Raw genomic sequence first — 19596 nt, forward strand, 5'->3', positions numbered from 1 at the left:
GATAAAATCGGAATAATCGTTGTTCGGTGCGTTGGAAATGATGATTCACCTAAAAAGAGCAGGAATAAGGGTTTAATGCCCTCATTCCTGCTCTTTGCCTTTTCACCAGACGAGATAACCTGAGGTTACTTGGTTATACTGCTCAGCTTGAACGATCCGTCAGTCAGCTTATTCGTATTGGCAAAGTCCACGCCAGGTTGATTCGTTTCCGGATCAATGATCGCAATTGCGATATCATAGGTTCCGGCAGCAAGACCGGAGACCGGAATGGAGTTGGTCAGGGTGTAGGTACCCGTTTTCCACGTGGTCAGATTGACGGTTGTTGTTTTCTTCGCGACCACCGTATTGCCGCTACGCAGTTGAATTTCAACCGGCCAGGCAAATGGGAAGTGCTGTACGCCTTTATTCTCCACCTTAATCGTTGTGGTAAACGTGCTTCCGCTAATGGTGGACGGGTGCGAGATTTCCTTCACTACAAAATGATATCCCATTCGTTTCTTGAGTGCATCAATATTCGCCTGCAAAGCATGATTCAGCGGAAGTGAGGCCGGAGAGTTCGGACCGAGCCAACTCGGTTTGCTCAGTTCGGTCTGACGCAGGGTTTCCGTGAATCCGCTGCCGCTTGTTAAGGATGCCAGCATCCCCGAGGCACCGCCATAAAACTCACCACCGGAGATTCGGGTCTCCCAGAAGTTCGCATGTGCTGGCTGCTGCTGACCGATGTCATCCCAATAGCCATTCTGGGTGCCTGTGTACCAGCCCCAATCTGCATCAAAGCTGTCTTTGTGCCCAAACACATCGTTGAACATGCCCATGACCATGCCTTTGTTATTGGTTTTGGCGAGGGCGATACTACGCCGGATTAGAACCTGCATCTTATCCTCTTTACCAGCAAAGGCATCAATATAATGCTGAACATACTTGTTCGAGATATCATTGGTAGGGAAAGCGCCTGTGTAATTGGTTTCACCATTGGGTCCCACATAAGGCCAAGTATGGAACTCGCCCCAGTGTCCGAGGGAACCGATCTGGACAAAAGCGATGGGACGATCATTGGTATTGTACCTTGCGGCAATGGCATCGATCGCTAATTTATGCCGTTCTTGCAAATAGGTAGAGCTGTAGTTAGGAGAGAAGCCCATGTTGTTGCCTGTACCCATGCCGCCGGTTGTGTCGTTGTAAACCGTTCCGGGAGATTCTCCACGGGCAATCATGTCATTGTAGAGCCAGTCTGGAATATCTCGATGAGCCTGTCCTGTCGGGCTGTCCAGAATGAAGCGAAACACCACTTTGACGCCTTTGCTCTTCCAGTAGGAAAAATTATTGGTGGCTTCAATTGCACTAAAATCATACGTGCCTTTGGTAGACTCAAGCTCCTTCCAGGTCACTCCGGCATATACGAGCCTGTGCGGTTGTGCATATGTCGTGCTTTTGGCTGAAGGCGCCCAGCCTTTGAATGGATTGTTGAGTGGACTATCCAGTTCTACGGGATTCACCACAGTATTGTTCCCCGTACCATCATCCGATCCAGATGAGGTAAGAAGGTAAGCGGGCAGCGTTTGTCCTGCCGCGGGCAGTCTCGTCATATCCGAGCCGTTATCGATATACCCTACCCGTACCGTGCTACCTGCACTGATTTGCAGTGTAGATAGCGGAATAGCAACCTCGATGACGGAGGAGCTACGGTAGAATTGGGAGCTGGTCATCGTGCTGTTGAAATTCCAGCTCCAGTCGGTCCCACTGCCGCCATAGCGGTATAACCCCGTATTTTCAAGGAGCCACTCCACACCTGTAGTCCCCCAGCCCGCGGCCTGGTAACCGGTTGAAGTATTGTTATCGGTATTGATCCAGAAGTTTCCCATCGTTGTACTTAGTTCGGAGCCTTGAATAAGCAGATAGAGGTTGGTTCCATCATTAGTTGCTTTGAGTGTCTGGGCAGTGCCGCTATTGGTCGTGAGAGCACTAACGCTGTTCCAGTCGCTGACATTGCCATCAATGGTAATGGTTGCAGCAGAGGCTTTGGGTAAGGCTCCTGCAGGCAATAGCAGGGTAATCATGAGGACAAAAGCCAAAAACAGTCCAAGGCTCCGCTTGCTTCGATCAAATAATCTTGTCATGGTATACCTCCTGAGTAATGGATTTTGAATGATAACTCGTTCTGCCCGCCCCGAATTTCTATACGAGGGGAGAGTTAGGAGAGTTCAACTCCTTTCTGTTCCGCGTGAAATGTCGGAATGTTAACGTTTTATGTAAGAGTCATGGTAGTAAGTGTGGGATAATGAACTAAAAATATGGGAAATTTGTTTGCGGCAAACATGAAATGTGTCTTTAGTTCTTGGATTCCGCGTCTAAATTGCATTATAGGGGATGGAAACAGGAGATTCAATAGATATTTTTCCAGAATTTATTGAGTTTTCTATTGAAAATAAGAGTGTATTCATGGAGAATGAACATGATTAATTACAATTATAATATAGTATTTGCCGCAAATTAAACAAATTTAATTTAAAGTATATGACAATTAAACAAAAATGTAAACGCTTAATTTATGATAAATAAACAGTTATACTGTTTAGTATTATATAAAGCACATCGCAAATATGTTGCCGCAAAATAATTTATAAATTAGCCAAAAACAATTGACAACCCATAAAAACTACTTTACTATCGTTACATAGTCACAGTCTTGTTAGATTTCTTGACATCAAACTAGCTTTATGGCATTTGCCGCAAATTTACGAGCAACGGAGAGTGTAGGCATGGGAAAGATAAAAATGGCTTTTATCGGTGTAGGAGACATGGGTTCACATCATTGCATTGGTTTTGATTTGCTCGAAGATAGTGAGGTTCGTTATATCTGTGATATGAATGAGGCCAATGTGGTGCGTACGCTGGCTGAACTCAAGAACAGTAAACCCACCATTGTTAGTAATTATCGTGAACTGCTTGCCAAGGAAGATTTGGACGCAGTGGTCATCAGTGTCCCGAACTATTTGCATCGTGAAGTAGCGGTTGCTTTTCTGGAAGCTGGCAAGCATGTATTTCTGGAGAAACCGGTTGCCCATACCATTGAGGACTGCGATGCCATTATAGAAGCTGCGGAAGCCGCGGGACGGATATTGCAGATCGGATTGGTCTATCGGTATTCGAATCTGTATCGCCGGATGGAGAGAGAATTGGAGAACGGACGTCTTGGCGACGTGAAATTGATGTGGTGCAAGGAATTCCGCGATCCGTTCCCGCCTGCGGATTGGTTCTATGACAAAACCAAATCCGGGGGAGCAATTGTAGAAAAGGATTGTCATCACTTCGACATTTTCAACTGGATGATCCAGGCGAAGCCTGTCCGTGTGTTTGCCTCTGGAGGCCAGCATGTCATGAAGCAGGGAGAGCCTAATCAGATTCAGAATTCATACAGTCACTATCCGACGAAAGAAATTTCGAATACCTCCATCGTCGACCATGCATTTATTACCATTGATTATGATAACGGCAGCAAGGCCAATCTGGGCTTGTGCATGTATTTGAAACCGCGCAATCTGCTGGGAGAAGGGCTTGAGATCGGGCTGATCGGAGAAAACGGCGGTCAGATGGTGGCCCGCAATGACAAGACGATTGATATCGTTGGTGGGCAGGACTGGACGAAGGACCACCTGGAGATTGATGTGGCGTCGGATTCCATTATGGGGGGGCATACCGGGGGACAGACGCAGCGCATTGATTTTCTAAAATGTGTACAGGAAGGCAAACAGCCTTTTGCGAGTGCACAGGTTGGTCGTAACGCGTTGCTTATTGCCCTTGCGGCAGAGAAATCCATTTTGGAAGAACGGTATGTCTATTTAGAAGAAATTTCAGGCTGAGGGGTGTCATCATGAACAGGTTGAGAAAATATGACACACTGCTGTTCTTTCTCTTCATTTTGCCTTGGATCATTGGATTTATCACCTTTTTTCTGTTTCCGTTTGGAACCTCGATATTCTACGCCTTCACGGATGCCAGACTTCCTGGAGCAACCAACTTCAACTTTGTCGGTTTTGATAATTTTACACACATGATGGACGATCCCATCTTCTTGAAAAGTTTGCTGAACACCATGTATTTTGTAGTATTTGGTGTTCCGATCGTAACGGCAGGCATGCTGGGTCTGGCGATGCTGCTTAATTTTAATGTCAAAGGTATTGCCTTGTTCCGCACCTTCTTCTATTTACCAACCCTGGTGCCCATTGTGGCAACGGTCATTATCTGGCGGCTGGTATTCAACTCCGAGTTTGGCATCCTGAACGCCGGACTTGGCGCGCTGGGTATAGGAAAAGTGGACTGGATTGGCGGGGAGCATACGATTAAGCCGGTCATCATCATGCTTCAAGTCTGGATCTCCGGCAGCGGGGTACTGATCTTCTTGGCTGCATTGAAAAATGTACCCAGGCATTTGTATGAAGCGGCAGCCATCGATGGTGCCAGCGGGATTCGCCGATTTTTCCGGATTACACTGCCCATGATCAGTCCTTCCATTCTGTTTGTCATCATTATTCAGACGATGTATAACTTTCAGATGTTTACGGAAGCACTCTTGCTATCCAAGGGTGGACCGAACTACTCCGCCTATACATTTGTCTACAATATTTATAAGTCGGCCTTTACCGATCTGAAATTCAGCATGGCGATGACGCAGTCCATTTTCCTGTTCGCCGTGATCTCGCTTGTCACCCTGATCCTGATGAAAGTATCGAACCGCTTTGTGTATTACGAGGGAGAACGATAGGAGGAGAGTTACATGAACAGCCGAAAAATAGCGGTAAAAGCGTCCCAATATACATTGCTGATCGCAGCATTGATGCTATTCGCAGGGCCTCTTGTATGGATGCTCTCGACCATGTTGAAAACCAAAGCGGAAACCTATAAGGTACCTCCAACCATCCTGCCAGATGCATTCAGTCTGGAAGCCTTTGAACGGTTGTTCGCTGTCCAGCCGATGATGTGGCAATGGATTCAGAACTCATTTATCATTTCTTTTTTTGTTGCAGCGGGAGCTGTGGTGTCCAGTTCACTTGTCGCTTATGGTTTCTCCCGATTTGCAACCAGATACCGCAATATCCTGTTCCCGGTTGTACTCGTTACATTGATGATTCCCCCGTCCATTATGATGATTCCCTCGTACGTCCTTTTTTCCAAGTTAAACTGGATTGACACCTGGCTGCCGCTCATTGTGCCAGCCTGGCTGGGAGGAGCTTATTATATCTTCCTGTTCCGCCAGTTCTTCATGACCATTCCCCAGGAGCTGGATGAAGCTACATATCTCGACGGCGGCAATCGCTGGACGGTATATGCACGCGTGATTATGCCGCTGTCGAAACCCATTATTATGACAACCATCATTTTTGCCTTTGTGAATTCCTGGCTCGATTTTCTGGGGCCGTTCCTGTATATCAAAAATGCAGAATTGTTCACCCTGAGTGTTGGCTTGCAGCTGCTGATTGGTCAGACGAGTCAGGATCTGCCGGCACTTGCTGCGGGAGCATTCATCAGCATTGTTCCGATTGGTCTGCTGTATCTGTTTGCACAACGTTATATCGTTGAGGGGGTGGTGCTCACGGGCACCAAAGGGTAGAGTGGCTGCCTGCTTTCCGGTTTTCAGGTGAACAGGACTTATTGATATGACTTAAAGGGGAGCTGTGTATATGAGAGCGAAGAGTAAACGGCTATTCAATGTGTGGGCACTTGTACTTGCTACAGTGGTAGTAATCAGTGGATGTGCGAATGGAGGATCGTCCGAAAATGCCAACTCTGGAGGTTCCGGAAGCAGTGAAGGCGAGCCTGTAACCATTACGTACTCTCAATGGGGAACGGCAGAAGAGCTTCATCGTACACAGGAACTGCTGGATCAGTTCATGAAGGCCAATGGCGATATTAAGGTCAAACTGGAAGGTAAGGATTGGGGCAGCTACTGGGACGGACTCACAGCAAATGCAGCTGGGGGCACACTTCCGGACGTGTTCAAAACCAGTTATGCATACGTGGAGAAATACGCCGAGCTGGGTATTTTTAAGGAATTGGACGGCTTGCTGACGGAAAATCAGTTTGATCTGAACAACGTGGATAAAAGTCTGTTGGGTCTCCACCAGTATCAGGGCAACCAAGTATCCTTACCTATAGATGCCAACGTCATCGTATGGTATTACAACAAAGCGATCTTTGAGAACGAAGCCACGAATCCTCATAAAGCCCCCGTTCCATCGCTTGAACCCACATGGGATGAAATTACCGATATTGCAACTAAGCTGACGCTGGATAAGAACGGTAGAAGCGCAGACGAAGCGGGTTTTGATGTCGGAAACATTGTGCAGTGGGGCTTGTCCATTTCACCAGGATCTACGATGGATTGGTTCCTGGAGCCGGAGCTGTGGTCCAATGGTGCGAAGCTGGTGAATGATGATGGTTCCCTTGCCCTTGAGACACCTGAAGCGATGGAAGTGCTGAACTATTTTATCGACTTGACCAAAAAGCAAAAGATCAACACCACACCTGCACAGATTGAAGGTTTGGGTGGACAGGTGAACCTTGCGATTACTACATCCAAAGTAGCGATGAATCCGGGTGGCAGTTGGAACACAACCAACTACCAGGAGGCTGGTGTAGATTATGGTATCTCCTATTTGCCAAAATTCAAAACGAACCAAACCGTTGTTCAGCCAGCAGGTCTTGCGATTAGCTCCAACACGAAGCATGAAGAGGCGGCATACAAGCTGCTTGCCTGGCTTGCGGGTCCGGAAGGACAGACTGAACTTGCAAAGCAAGGGTATTCCATTCCGGCTAACAAGGCTGCGGCAGATGCCTATATTGCCACTGTAGGTGAAGATAATAAAATCTTCCTGGATGCACAGCAGTATGGCATTGTATCTCCTTTTACAACCAAGAAAACCGACCTGGTCTGGACGTACGGCGAGCAATCACTCAAACTTCCGCTTGCCGGAGATGGTGACCTGACCGCGGCGTTGAAGGATTTGGCCTCCAAGATGCAATAAGCAGATCAAAGACAGATGGAGATAAATAAATGGCATAATCAATTGGCGGCAGTCGTGGGGAGATCAAGCTCCCCGGGTTGCCGCTATTATGTTGTTTAGACTATCTATGTTCATCGTTATAGGGTGCGGCTCGCGAGGAGAGTAGATAGTCCATTTTGTTGTCCATTGCCTCATATCGCATTGACTTATGGTAAATTGGAATATAGAATTATATTTGCCGCAAATTTGGTTTTGCAGGAATGAAATTGCCCCAATATGAATGGGGTTTAAATACATAGTGCAGAGGAAAGGTGGGGACTTCACATGGCAAAATTGAAGGATATTGCAGAGCGGGTAGGTGTATCGATCTCTACCGTTTCGCGTGTAATGAAGAACGATGTCAACCGCTCGGTCAGCGATGAAACCCGCAAAAAAATATGGGACACTGCTGAGGAACTGGGCTATCGTTCACAGCGTCCGGTCAAGAAGAAAAAAGTTGAACCCAAAACGGCATATGCGATCGGCTGTGTAGTTGCCATTCCGCAAAATAAGTACAACAGCCCTTATTTTTCGGTCATTATGGAAGGGATCGAGAAGCAGCTTGCTGAAGCGGGCATGCGTCTGGAATTTGTGTACAGCATCGAGAACGATGGAGATACCGTGCAATTGCAATCTCTGGTGAAGGAACATCGGATTGATGGCATGATTGTAGTGGAACGGATTGACCCGGAAGCCTATCGCTGGCTCAAAACCAATGTACGGGCCGTAGTAGGCGTGGACATCACGGACCCGGACATTCCAGTCGTCGGTTATGATCGTGAAGAGGCGGCCAGAGAGGCAACGAATCATCTGATTGCGCAAGGACATCGGATCATCGCCTACATTGGCGGGGCGGAGTACAAGAATGATTTTCGTGAGGAAAAACGTTTCCTTGGTTACAGACGTGCGATGAATGATGCGGGATTACCTGTTGATGATGACTGGGTGATTGATGTGAAATGGGATGTTTCGCTGAGTTATGAATTGACCAAGCAGGCATTTACCAATAATGCGAACAGACCCACAGCTATTTTTGCCGCCAGTGATATGATGGCGATTGCCGCCATGCGTGCTGCAACAGAACAGGGACTCCGTATTCCGGAGGATATCGCCTTTTTTGGTGTAGATAATATTGAAATATCCGAATTTACCTCTCCGCCGTTATCAACCATTCATGTACCCAAGCTGGAGATGGGCATGTTCGCGGTTAAACAGCTGCTCGATTATCTGGATCATCCGTATGAAGTTGCTGTTAAAATGATCGTTCCATACCGCTGTATATTCCGCCAATCTTCCAATGGGAAAATATGATAGCTATCAACCAAAGAGTTTCCGTGTCCATTTTTGGATGGAGGAAACTCTTTTTTACTAAAAAGGGCTGTGTATGGAAATGAATCTAGATAAGCGATATACTAGCTATAATTGTTTTTTTGTTGAGGTGAATATCAAATGGACGAAGTTGATGAATCAAAACAATTTGTATTACAAATCGGCAGTGCCTTGAAAAGGTACAGAAAAGAAAAAAATATGAGCTTAGACGCCGTAGCGGAATTAACGGGTGTAAGCAAGCTTACTCTGGGGAATATCGAACGTGGCGAGACAAATCCAACCTTGGCAATAATATGGAAAATTTCAAAAGGGATTTCTTTACCGCTATTGGCTTTGTTCAAATCAGAAGACCCTGTTAGTTTGTATCGAGCAGGCGAAGGACTACGGTTTTCTAATGATCAAAAAAATTGGATTATTGAACCAGTCTTCAAAAACATAAGCAACGATATTGAAATGTGCCGGGCTTACCTACAGCCAAATAGCTCCTATCACCCTGAAGGTCATCATGTGAATACAACTGAAATTGCGACAGTAATGACTGGTTCCGTTGAAATTAAAGTCAATGGAGAGATCTACATATTGAATCAATATGATACGATCAGCTTCCGTGCAGATTGTCCACACTCTTATACCAATCATACGAATAGCGAAACAGTGCTCCATATATCCTTAAAATATGGTTTCTAAAAATTGAAAATTCCACTTATTAAATACAACTCTGAATTCCATAACGGGAATCCAGAGTTGTATTTTTGTTATGAAATGAAAAAAAAGTATTATATAAAATACTTATTGTTGAAAATGATATATTATAATATACTATTGTTGTCCGCGCGGATGTTATTGCATCGTTATTTATATTAATAAGCAGGAAACAAATCATAAGTATGAATTGAGGAAGGAAAAATGAAGAATGCCGAACAAACATAATCAAAATGCCGTACCATCCTCTATGGTTTTTCTAATTATTGGAATTATTGTTATTGCAGCTAATTTACGTACTCCCTTAACCTCAGTCGGTCCTTTAGTGAGTTTCATAAGGGATGACGTTCATATTTCAAATACATTAGCAGGCCTGATAACAACGCTCCCATTGCTTGCCTTTGCTTTATTGTCGCCTCTAGTACCCAAATTAGGACGAAGGTATGGAGTTGAACGTATCATTTTGTTTGCTCTAATCTTTCTGACGGTTGGTATTGTCATACGTTCTTTATCTGGCGTAACTAGTCTGTATATTGGAACAGCAATGATTGGATTATCAATTGCCGTATGTAATGTATTATTGCCTAGTATAATCAAAAGGGATTTCCCTAATAAAATTGGATCCATGACAGGTGTTTATTCTATTTCAATGAGTTTATGTGGAGCAATCGCATCGGGAATCAGTGTACCGCTAGCCGTGAACGCAGGTTTAAAATGGCAGGGAGCATTAGGAATATGGGGGATTCTAAGTTTTGTATCGATTTTCTGTTGGCTACCCCAATTAAGACATCAAACGAAACAAGCAACCACGACAAGTCATCAGACGGCCAGCAACAATGTGAATGTTTGGCGATCCCCTCTGGCCTGGCAAGTAACCTTGTTTATGGGTATACAGTCCATGGTATTTTACGTGTTGATTGCATGGTTGCCTGAAATTTTGAAGCAGCAAGGAATTGACTCCAACCAATCAGGATGGTACCTCTCGATCATGCAGTTAGCACTGCTTCCATTTAGCTTCATTGTCCCGGTTATTGCAGGGCGTATGTCTAGCCAACGTTTGTTAGTGGTCATCACAACCATGTTGCTTTTGACGGGAACGCTCGGACTTCTTTACGGAAGCTCCAACATTATTCTGTTGTGGATCATCATCCTCGGAATTGGTGGAGGTTTTGCCTTTAGCTTGTCTATGATGTTTTTCGGATTACGTACTGAAAATGCACATCAAGCAGCGGAACTGTCTGGCATGGCACAATCAATTGGATATCTTCTTGCCGCCATCGGTCCTGCCCTTATAGGATATCTGCATGATGCTAAGGATAGCTGGGACCTACCACTTTTCATTCTGCTTGGCGCTTCGGTCTTACTCTTTATTGTCGGTATAGGAGCAGCAAGAAACCGTTTCGTAGGTAGCCAAAATAGTTACGAGCTCCAGGGAAAGGACAATAAAAATGTTTGACAAGGGTATTGTGGCAATTGTTAAGCTAACGGGAAGATAAGTAAGCTTAACAAACTTGTCTGTTAAGGAACCGAGTTCAGAGAAGATCTACGTATTGGAAGCATAAATATGTATTTTGGCAAACTTATGGTTCAATCACAAACGTGTTGAAGATGACCGTTTTTTTACAACATTCTGGACAACTTCCGATATTCCCGGGGGGAAATGCCTTCATATTTGCGGAACATACGGCTGAAATAATGAATGTCCTGGTAACCGCTTTGTACACCTACAGCCTCAATGGAATAATCGGTTTCCCGCAGCAACTTACGTGCCTCGCTCAGGCGGATGGATTGAATATATTCGTTGGGCGGCATGCCCGCAATCTGTTTGAACAATTTGGCCATATGGTCCACGCTCAGGTTCAATTGTTTGGCGATGCTCGAATTGCTCCATGGGTCGGAAGGGGCGCCCTCTATACGTTTCATGACTTCGAGCAACTTCTCTCCGTGTACCGAATCATGGCGTGGCGAGCTTCGCCAGGATGAACGCAGCAGATGGGTCAATATCTGAAGCATCAATGCTTTGCATACCAATTCATATCCCGGTGGGCGCAGGGTAAACTCATGAACTAATTGCTCCATAAGCTGCACGGTAGCTGGAGATGGAGTATAGATCGGGTTAAAAGATAGCGGCGTCATGCCTTCTGCACAAGCTTCCACTGCGAATTTATGAGGCTGCACAGTCTCTTCGTTAACGACCATATCGGCCTCGGTCTGAATGGTCAATTCGTTGAAGAAATCAAAATGAATGCCAATGAAACGTGCTTCTGGACTGGAAACGACCTCATTCTGATGATAGACACCAGCAGGCAACATAATCAGTTGTCCCGCCTTCAAAATATGGTGTTTATCATTCATGTAGGTTGCGGCTTCACCTTGAGAGACGTACAGGAGTTCAAAATCATACAGACGTCTCTTCGCCAGCTTACCCGGAGGTAGGCTCTGGAACTGAGCATAATGTACGTTGGGGGACCATTCCTTGTAAGTGGCGGTTCGTTGCAGAGGATATATCGTTTGCTGGAGAGTCATGAATCCGATCTCCTTTCTCACTGAGATTGGCCGAAATTGATCAGTTATAAAACTGAACGGAATTGTGCAAATAATCTCTTTATATCCTAAATAAATGATCTGAATAATTATTTATAATATAAGTATTATCACATGTTTTTACGAGAGAGACAACATCACGGATTAAGATAAAAAGGAGAGGGTTAAGATGCGATCTCTCCCTCTGACTAAAGGGGTATGCTGGAGGGTCAACGTTTACCGTAATAAACAGGTTTCCATATTCTTAAGGAGGGGTTTGGGATGAAAAAAGGGATTAATATATGGTCGTTTCCAGGAGATGCCTCTATTACGGATTGTATTCAGACAACGAAACAAGCTGGCTTTGAGGGGATTGAACTATCCCTTAATGGGGAAGGCGAGTTGAGTCTGTCTGTCACAGATCAGGAGGTTCGTGATATTCAGGGACGTCTGGAGGAAGCTGAACTCGAAATCGCGGGACTTGCAACCGGATTGTACTGGGATTACCCGATGACGAGTGCCCGTCCGGAGATTCGCACGAAAGCACTGGATGTGTGTAAAAAACAGCTGGAGCTTGCCGCGGCATTTGGTGTGGATACCATTCTGGTCATTCCGGGTGCGGTGGGTGTGGACTTTATTCCAGACAACGAAGTGACGGATTATGAAGTCGCCTATGAACGGGCACAAGAAGCGATATTGCACCTGCTGCCGTATGCGGAAAGTGCCGGAGTATCGATTGGTATTGAGAACGTATGGAACAAATTTCTGGTGTCGCCGTTAGAGCTGCGTACCTTTATTGATTCTTTTAGTTCAGATTATATAGGTTCGTATTTCGATGTGGGCAATGTCGTACAGAACGGTTATCCGGAGCAGTGGATTCGCATTCTTGGTCACCGGATCAAAAAGGTGCATTTCAAGGATTACCGCCGTCAAGCAGGAGGACTTCATGGATTTGTGGATTTGCTGGCTGGAGATGTGAATTATCCGGCGGTGATGCAGGCTTTAAAAGCCATTGGTTACGACAACTACGTGACTGCTGAGATGATTCCACCTTATACTCATCATTCGAAGCAGATCATATTCAATACATCCAAAGCGATGGATGCCATTCTTGGACGTTCTCAGTAATAAGTGCATCTAACAACGTTAAAAAGAATGTAAAATCTATTTTTATTTGGGAGGTAAGAACATGTTAAAAGTGGGATTGATCGGTTTTGGGTTTATGGGACGTATGCATTTTGACAACTATGTACGCCTCGCCTCAGAAGAGGAACCCGTGGAATTGGTGGCCATCTGCGATCTGAGAATAGAGGAACTGAAGCACGGTAAAGCAGCCGGCAATATGGCAACAGAGCAAGAGGTATATGATCTCACACCTTATCGGTTGTACGACAACATCGATGCGATGCTGGAGCAAGAAGAACTGGATATCATTGATATTACTTTGCCTACACCACTACATGCTGAACTAACGTGTTCCTTGTTGGAGAAAGGTTATCATGTGTTGTGTGAGAAACCGGTTGCTCGTCATTCGTCAGAAGGCTGGAAGATGGCACAGACAGCCAAGGAGACTGGGAAAACACTGATGATTGGTCAATGTTTACGTTTCTGGCCAGCCTATGCTTATCTGAAATCCGTTGTAGAGGACGGTCGTTATGGAGCAGTTAACGCAGGTTATTTCTTCCGCGGTTCGGGTTTGCCTCAAGAGTGGTTTTTGGATGGAGAGAAAAGTGGAGGTTGCATATTAGATATGCACATCCATGATGCGGATATTATCCACTGGGTGTTTGGCAAACCGGATCAGGTATCCACGCTGGGTCGCAACGTCATTCCAGGAAGCGGCTATGATACCGTTTCTACCAATTATGTATACCCTGACGGAAAAGTGCTGAATGCCCAAGCCGACTGGACGCTGGGGGGAGACTATGGTTTCTCGATGACGTATCGCGTTAATTTGGAGCAGGGAAATCTGGTCTTTGAGAATGGTGAGCTGAAAGTAAATCCAAATAATGCTCCCGGTTTCGTCGCTGAACTGTCACCCGACTCGGGATATTATCACCAACTCAAATATTTTATCCAATCCGTTCAAGCAGGTGCGCCTGTATCGGTCTGTACACCTGAGAGCGCAACAGGAACGCTTGAATTGATTGAAGCTGAGATGAGATCGGCGGATGAGCATGGGGCATTGGTTTCAGTGTAGTAGGAGCAGGTTGAGGAAGAAGGGGCTGTCCCACTGTCATTAATATGACGGGACGGCCCTTTTAAGCATCAATGTAATTACAATCGCTTTGCCTCAATCGAGGCCATCGCCCTAATTCTGCTTGCCAACAACCTTCCAATTATCAGACTGTTCAGCCGTTAACGGTTGATGTCTGCGGATGTAATCTTCCACCAGTGCGGCCATATCCGTGGCACCTTCGTGCAGTACCTTTTTGCCTGGATACATCGCATAATCCCCGCCGCCAGCAGCGCGGTAGCTGTTCATCACCACAGAGTATGTGCCATCCATGTCCATGGGTTTGCCTTCACGTTCCAACTTCACAACTCGATTGCCTACAGGTTGGGAGATATCCAGCTCGTACTCAATGCCAGCCCACATATCGTAATTATAATGCTGAGGTTTGGGCTCCATATAGGCAGGATTCACAGCGACTTCACCAGAAGCATTCAGTTCAAAGTAACGAGCCGTTTGTTCCAGCGCCTCCCGGATATCCCGACCACTCAGCTCCAGTACTGTCAGCGTGTTGGGATAGATGAAGTTGGATAACACGTCTCGAACGGTGATATGGCTCCCGAATCCCCGAGCTTCTTCACTCAGCATGGCGGTATTGGATAGCTCAGCCCCAGTCGCTTCCATCTGCACCTGATGTACAAAAGCAATGAATGGATGCGCCTTGAGCCGCAGGGACGTAGCATTGGTGATGGATAAATCCCCAGCCACCTCGCCAATCGGTTGATCAAGCCATGCTTGTGCCTCGATTTCTACCTTATCCGTAAGTTTCAAGACCATAGCATCAGGCTCAACTTCACTATATTCATCCAGAAGTAACAACCGAGCCTGCTTATCGGCAATCTGCCACTTCCCGCTCGATGATTGTTCCAACTGAACGGATACATGCCCCGCACCATTTCCGCTGAATCCCGGCTGAATGACGGTTACGCCATGAATAGTAGCGGTAAGCTGACGATGTTGATGTCCGGTAAGCAGCACATCAATGCCTTCGATGTCCCGGCAGATGGCATAGCCTTGATTTTCTCCAGTTAACCGTTCGGCAGACTCGCCTGTCTCCAGATCACTCTCAAATCCGCCATGATAACTCACAACCATTACATCGGGTTGTTCATGCTCGCGTATATAGGTAACCCATGTACGAATGGTCTCCAAGGCATCAAGGAACTGTAAACCCTCAATATTTTTTGGGTGCTCCCAGTTCGGTATGTAATGCGTAGTTGCGCCCAACAGGGCAATTTTGACGCCTGAAGATAATGTTTTGATTATATACGGAGGACCGTAAGCAGGTACGTCCGGATGCTCATCTTTAACAATATTGGCAGACAGCCAGGGGAAGTTGGAAGCTTCAACGGCTCCGCGCAACAGATTCTGACCATAGTTGAACTCGTGATTGCCCATCACGGCAGCATCATAACCGAGTTCATTCAGTACTGCAATGAATGGATGCACTTCGTTTTTGGAAACTTGTGAAGCTGCATAAGAGGCCAAGGGTGATCCTTGCAGCAAATCCCCGTTATCGATCAGCATCAGTTCAGGGGAACGTTCGCGTTCCTTACGAATCAGGGAAGCGAGCAGGGCAAGTCCTGCCGGGCGGTATGCATTGGTATTGTAGTGAATGGGGCGGATGGCCCCGTGCAGATCACTGGTGAACAGGATGTCGAAGCTTGCCGTATGGTTTATGGATGTCATTTTACAATCTCCTCTAATATATAAGTTCAGATATATGGAATTACTATAAAACGGAGAAGACAGAATAGCCTGAAGAATCGAAATATACGCTGTTATCTCCGATGTTCTTCCTATATCTTCAACCATAATGAGCCTATTCTAACAGATACAAGTTGCGCTGACAGCCTGACAGGAAACTTTACAAAACTCCAAATTTCGTTTCACATCGCGCAAATATTTGGCAATTATAGTAGACAAGTACTGAAAAATAGAAACTCTTTGGAGGGTGTTCGTTTGAAGAAGTCTGCTTTATTTTTACCATTGTTGATTTTGGTTATGTTTCTGAGTGCTTGTGGGTCTAGTAGTACAAATGGTTCGGCTAACGGGGAAAATGCGAGTTCCAATGCATCCGGTACGTCTACGACAGAGACAGAGAAAGTTGTCGAAGGTTATGTGCCAACTGAACTGACGGTTCAATTCGTACCTTCCCAGAATGCAGACACGCTTGAAGCAAAAGCGAAACCGCTTGAAAAGTTGCTTGGTGACAAACTGGGTATTCCGGTAAAAGTCAGCGTATCCACCGACTACAACACGATTATTGAAGCAATGGCTTCCAACAAAGTGGACGTAGGTTTCTTGCCTCCGACAGCTTATGTACTGGCCAAAGAAAAAGGCGCTGCACAAGTTATTTTGCAAGCACAACGTTTTGGTGTAAATGATGAGACGGGTGCTCCAACCGAAGAGTTGGCGGATTCTTATAAATCCATGTTCATTGTGAAAAAAGATTCGCCGATTCAATCCATCGAAGAACTTAAAGGTAAAAAAGTCGCTTATCAAAACGTAACGTCTTCCGCAGGATATGTATGGCCAGCAGGTTTATTGCTCGACAGAGGGATTGATCCATTGAAAGATGTATCACCTGTAACGTTGAAAGGTCATGACCAAGGTGTTATCGCTGTATTGAACGGTGACGTTGATGCAGCAGCTATTTTCCAAGATGCTCGCAACACGGTAGCCAAAGACTATCCGACTGTATTTGAAGATACACGTGTACTGGCGTTCACTGAGCCTATTCCTAACGATACCATTGCCGTTCGTACAGACATGAATGCAGATTGGACTGCGAAGATCAAACAAGCCTTCATCGATATCGGTAAAGATACTGAAGGTCACCAGATCATCAAAGAAATCTATACGCATGAAGGTTATGTAGAGTCCGATGATAGCAAGTTCGAGATCGTTCGTCAGTATGGCGAAAAAGTGAAAGGTGAATAATTGTGATCCAAAAGTAGTTCGGGATCTGTTCACTTTGTAGTAGCTCTCTTGGATGGGAACAGCTTAATCGTAGCAATGGACAGGCCAGTTCAGCGTGATCTACGCTGCGCTGGCTTGTGCCATTATAGCAAGGACTTAGGTATGTATGATCATTATGAATGAAAGAAGGATTATTGCCATGATTGAGCTTCATAACGTTACCAAAACGTACGCTAACGGCACCAAGGGCCTGGATAATATTAATCTGAAATTTGAGCAGGGTGAATTCATTGCTGTAGTGGGCCTGTCCGGTGCGGGCAAATCAACCCTCCTGCGCTCCATTAACCGACTGCACGACATTAGTGAGGGCGAGATTCTGATTAACGGAAGCTCCATCACGAAAGCACAAGGCAAACGCCTACGCATGATCAGACGCGACATCGGTATGATTTTCCAGAGCTTCAATCTCGTGAAACGGTCCAGTGTACTCCGTAATGTACTCGCTGGACGAGTTGGATACCATTCCACCATGCGTACCATTCTGGGTCGTTTTCCAAAAGAGGATATTGAACTGGCATTTGGCGCCCTGGATCGCGTGAATATCTCGGAGAAAGCCTATTCCCGTGCAGATCAGCTGTCCGGTGGTCAACAACAGCGTGTGGCTATTGCCCGTGTACTGGCACAGGAAGCAAAAATCATTTTGGCCGACGAACCGGTTGCTTCACTTGACCCGCTTACAACGAAACAGGTTATGGATGACCTGAAACGCATCAATCAGGAGCTTGGGATTACCACCATCGTCAACCTTCACTTTATTGATCTGGCCAGAGAGTATGCGACCCGTATTGTCGGATTGCGAGCAGGTGAGGTGGTATTCGACGGCCCGGTGGAAGAGGCAACGGATGAGCGCTTTGCAGAAATATACGGCAGACCGATTCTGGCTGACGAATTGCTGGACAAGCAGGCTGTGCATGAGCAGGGAGAAGTTGTGGTATGAAGGGGCAGTCCAACGTTCCACTTCAGAATTCAGGCGGAGTGGGCAAGGAACCTGGTTCCAGCCCCGCTCAGGTTGTGAATCGCCCGAAACCGCCTGGGCGTACGAAACATCTGCTCACGCTGATTATCATTCTGCTCTTATTGTGGGCCAGTGCAAAACAGACCGATGCCGGCTTCACAGAGTTAGTTAAGGGATTCCCTGAAATGTGGAAATTGTTAAAGGATATGTTTCCACCTCGTTGGTCCTATTTTGATAATATCGTTCAAGGCATGCTGGAGACGATCCGAATGGCCCTGATTGGTACTACTATTGGTGCCATTATTGCGATTCCGGTCTCGATCATCTGTGCCGGTAACTTGATGCCGAGTCGCTGGATCTACTATCCGGCACGTTTTCTGCTGAACCTGATTCGGACCGTGCCGGATCTGCTGCTTGCTGCTTTGTTCGTAGCCGTATTTGGTCTGGGGCCAATCCCCGGAATCTTGGCACTGGCTGTGTTCTCCGTAGGTCTGATCGCGAAGTTGACGTATGAGACGCTGGAAACGATTGATCAGGGACCGCTGGAAGCGATGACGGCTGTCGGCATGAACCGGATTCAGCTCATCGTATATGGCGTGGTGCCACAATTGGCTGCCCAGTTCACATCCTATGTGCTGTATGCCTTCGAAATTAATATACGTGCTGCTGCCATTCTGGGACTGGTGGGAGCCGGAGGGATTGGACTCTACTATGAGGCCACACTTGGATTCCTGGAATATGACAAGACTAGCGTAATCATTCTGTTTACCCTCGTCATCGTCCTGGTCATTGATTATGTAAGTACTAAGCTGCGGGAGAAATTGCTATGATGAAAAATGAAACAAGCCGCATCCGGCCAAAACCACGGAAGAACCCGCTACGCTGGGTCATTGTGTTACTGCTAATCCTTGTGTATGCCTGGGCGCTTGCCGGTGTACCGTTTACTGGTTTCAAGGAAACCGCTGCCCAGATTATGAAGGCTATTGTAGCCGGGATTTTCTCACCGGACTGGGATTTTGTATATCTGCCTGAGGGAGAAGACTTGCTGCGCGGCCTACTGGACACGTTGGCAATCTCCGTACTAGGTACTGTAATTTCGGCCGTGCTCTGTATCCCGTTTGCATTCTGGTCTGCCCGTAATATGAGTGGACATCGTTCTATCTCGGGTGCAGGTAAAATGGTACTCAGCTTCATCCGTACGTTCCCTGAGATTATTATGGCCTTGATGTTCATCAAGGCAGTAGGTCCCGGATCGTTTGCAGGGGTACTCGCCCTCGGATTGCACTCCATCGGCATGTTAGGTAAATTGTACGCGGATGAAGTTGAAAATATCGACTATGGTCCATCTGAGGCGCTGCTTGCTTGCGGAGCCAATCGCCTGCAGCAGTTGTGGTTCGCCATCCTGCCGCAGGTTATGCCTGGATTCCTGAACTATACGTTGTATCGGTTCGAGATTAATGTACGCTCTGCGACCATACTGGGTGTAATTGGAGCAGGGGGTATCGGTACCCCGCTGATCTTTGCACTTAGTACACGGAACTGGCCGCGAGTAGGTATAATCTTGCTTGGTATTATCGTGATGATCACGATAATTGACTTGATCTCGGGTTATATTCGAAAGAAGCTGGTGTAGAGTTAATGTGGAAGTTGAGTTATGGATTAATGAGAGAGCTATCAAATGCCAGTATTATAACTGACATTTGATAGCCTTTTTTTATCTGGATATCTTTAGTTAAAGATATAGTTTGAAAGTTATGAATTTTGAAACAATTTCATACAAATAAATATAATCTGTGTCATTATTGAAAACTAATGTTATATATTGTTATAAT

At 46.0% G+C, this 19596-nt stretch carries 16 protein-coding genes; 13 read left to right on the forward strand and 3 right to left on the reverse strand.

Annotated features, from left to right (window positions below; all coding sequences use genetic code 11):
• Window positions 1-125: 125 nt before the first annotated feature.
• Window positions 126-2117: a DUF4832 domain-containing protein gene (locus tag AC1S8V_RS05295; RefSeq protein WP_482072734.1), complete on the reverse strand. Its 1992-nt coding sequence runs from the start codon at window positions 2115-2117 to the stop codon at window positions 126-128.
• Between the two features lie 642 nt (window positions 2118-2759).
• Between AC1S8V_RS05295 and AC1S8V_RS05300 the strand changes: the two genes are divergently transcribed.
• The 7 genes from AC1S8V_RS05300 (at window position 2760) to AC1S8V_RS05330 (ending at window position 10527) form a co-directional block, all read left to right on the forward strand.
• Window positions 2760-3860: a Gfo/Idh/MocA family protein gene (locus AC1S8V_RS05300; protein WP_482072735.1), complete on the forward strand. Its 1101-nt coding sequence runs from the start codon at window positions 2760-2762 to the stop codon at window positions 3858-3860.
• An 11-nt stretch (window positions 3861-3871) separates the two neighbouring features.
• Window positions 3872-4762 carry a carbohydrate ABC transporter permease gene (locus AC1S8V_RS05305; protein ID WP_482072736.1) on the forward strand — a complete coding sequence of 297 codons (891 nt, stop codon included), beginning with the start codon at window positions 3872-3874 and terminating at the stop codon, window positions 4760-4762.
• Window positions 4763-4774: 12 nt separating this feature from the next.
• Window positions 4775-5608, forward strand: a complete 834-nt coding sequence (locus tag AC1S8V_RS05310) for a carbohydrate ABC transporter permease (RefSeq protein ID WP_482072737.1) — start codon at window positions 4775-4777, stop codon at window positions 5606-5608.
• 70 nt (window positions 5609-5678) lie between these two features.
• Entirely contained in the window at window positions 5679-7022 is a 1344-nt protein-coding gene (locus AC1S8V_RS05315) for an ABC transporter substrate-binding protein (RefSeq protein ID WP_482072738.1), read from the forward strand.
• A 303-nt stretch (window positions 7023-7325) separates the two neighbouring features.
• The gene (locus tag AC1S8V_RS05320; RefSeq protein ID WP_482072739.1) at window positions 7326-8351 is read left to right on the forward strand and encodes a LacI family DNA-binding transcriptional regulator; all 1026 of its coding nucleotides are present in this window, start codon (window positions 7326-7328) and stop codon (window positions 8349-8351) included.
• A 138-nt stretch (window positions 8352-8489) separates the two neighbouring features.
• Window positions 8490-9056 (forward strand): helix-turn-helix domain-containing protein, encoded by a 567-nt coding sequence (locus AC1S8V_RS05325; RefSeq protein ID WP_482072740.1) that lies wholly within the window; start codon window positions 8490-8492, stop codon window positions 9054-9056.
• 226 nt (window positions 9057-9282) lie between these two features.
• Window positions 9283-10527, forward strand: a complete 1245-nt coding sequence (locus AC1S8V_RS05330; RefSeq protein ID WP_482072741.1) for a CynX/NimT family MFS transporter — start codon at window positions 9283-9285, stop codon at window positions 10525-10527.
• A gap of 164 nt (window positions 10528-10691) precedes the next feature.
• On the opposite strand, the gene AC1S8V_RS05335 is transcribed toward AC1S8V_RS05330, so the two are convergent.
• Entirely contained in the window at window positions 10692-11597 is a 906-nt protein-coding gene (locus AC1S8V_RS05335; RefSeq protein WP_482072742.1) for a helix-turn-helix domain-containing protein, read from the reverse strand.
• A 279-nt stretch (window positions 11598-11876) separates the two neighbouring features.
• Between AC1S8V_RS05335 and AC1S8V_RS05340 the strand changes: the two genes are divergently transcribed.
• Together AC1S8V_RS05340 and AC1S8V_RS05345 are read left to right on the forward strand one after the other, a co-directional pair.
• Window positions 11877-12722 carry a sugar phosphate isomerase/epimerase family protein gene (locus AC1S8V_RS05340; RefSeq protein WP_482072743.1) on the forward strand — a complete coding sequence of 282 codons (846 nt, stop codon included), beginning with the start codon at window positions 11877-11879 and terminating at the stop codon, window positions 12720-12722.
• A gap of 61 nt (window positions 12723-12783) precedes the next feature.
• On the forward strand, window positions 12784-13794 hold the full coding sequence (locus AC1S8V_RS05345) for a Gfo/Idh/MocA family protein (RefSeq protein ID WP_482072744.1): 1011 nt from the start codon (window positions 12784-12786) through the stop codon (window positions 13792-13794).
• Window positions 13795-13905: 111 nt separating this feature from the next.
• Here AC1S8V_RS05345 and AC1S8V_RS05350 read toward each other — a convergent pair whose 3' ends face one another.
• Window positions 13906-15516 (reverse strand): bifunctional metallophosphatase/5'-nucleotidase, encoded by a 1611-nt coding sequence (locus AC1S8V_RS05350; RefSeq protein WP_482072745.1) that lies wholly within the window; start codon window positions 15514-15516, stop codon window positions 13906-13908.
• Window positions 15517-15774: 258 nt separating this feature from the next.
• Here AC1S8V_RS05350 and AC1S8V_RS05355 point away from each other — a divergent pair, with 258 nt between their 5' ends.
• From AC1S8V_RS05355 to phnE (AC1S8V_RS05370), 4 genes are all read left to right on the forward strand, one after another.
• Complete coding sequence (locus AC1S8V_RS05355; protein ID WP_482072746.1) at window positions 15775-16770, forward strand: phosphate/phosphite/phosphonate ABC transporter substrate-binding protein; 996 nt, start codon at window positions 15775-15777, stop codon at window positions 16768-16770.
• Between the two features lie 178 nt (window positions 16771-16948).
• Window positions 16949-17746 (forward strand): phosphonate ABC transporter ATP-binding protein, encoded by a 798-nt coding sequence (gene phnC, locus AC1S8V_RS05360; RefSeq protein ID WP_433754050.1) that lies wholly within the window; start codon window positions 16949-16951, stop codon window positions 17744-17746.
• Complete coding sequence (gene phnE / locus AC1S8V_RS05365) at window positions 17743-18594, forward strand: phosphonate ABC transporter, permease protein PhnE (protein ID WP_482072747.1); 852 nt, start codon at window positions 17743-17745, stop codon at window positions 18592-18594. The genes phnC and phnE (AC1S8V_RS05365) overlap by 4 nt, the downstream gene beginning before the upstream one ends.
• Window positions 18591-19397, forward strand: coding sequence for a phosphonate ABC transporter, permease protein PhnE (phnE, locus tag AC1S8V_RS05370; protein WP_482072748.1), 807 nt, complete (start codon window positions 18591-18593; stop codon window positions 19395-19397). The genes phnE (AC1S8V_RS05365) and phnE (AC1S8V_RS05370) overlap by 4 nt, the downstream gene beginning before the upstream one ends.
• Window positions 19398-19596 lie beyond the last annotated feature (199 nt).

Source organism: Paenibacillus sp. B46(2026), assembly GCF_056786355.1.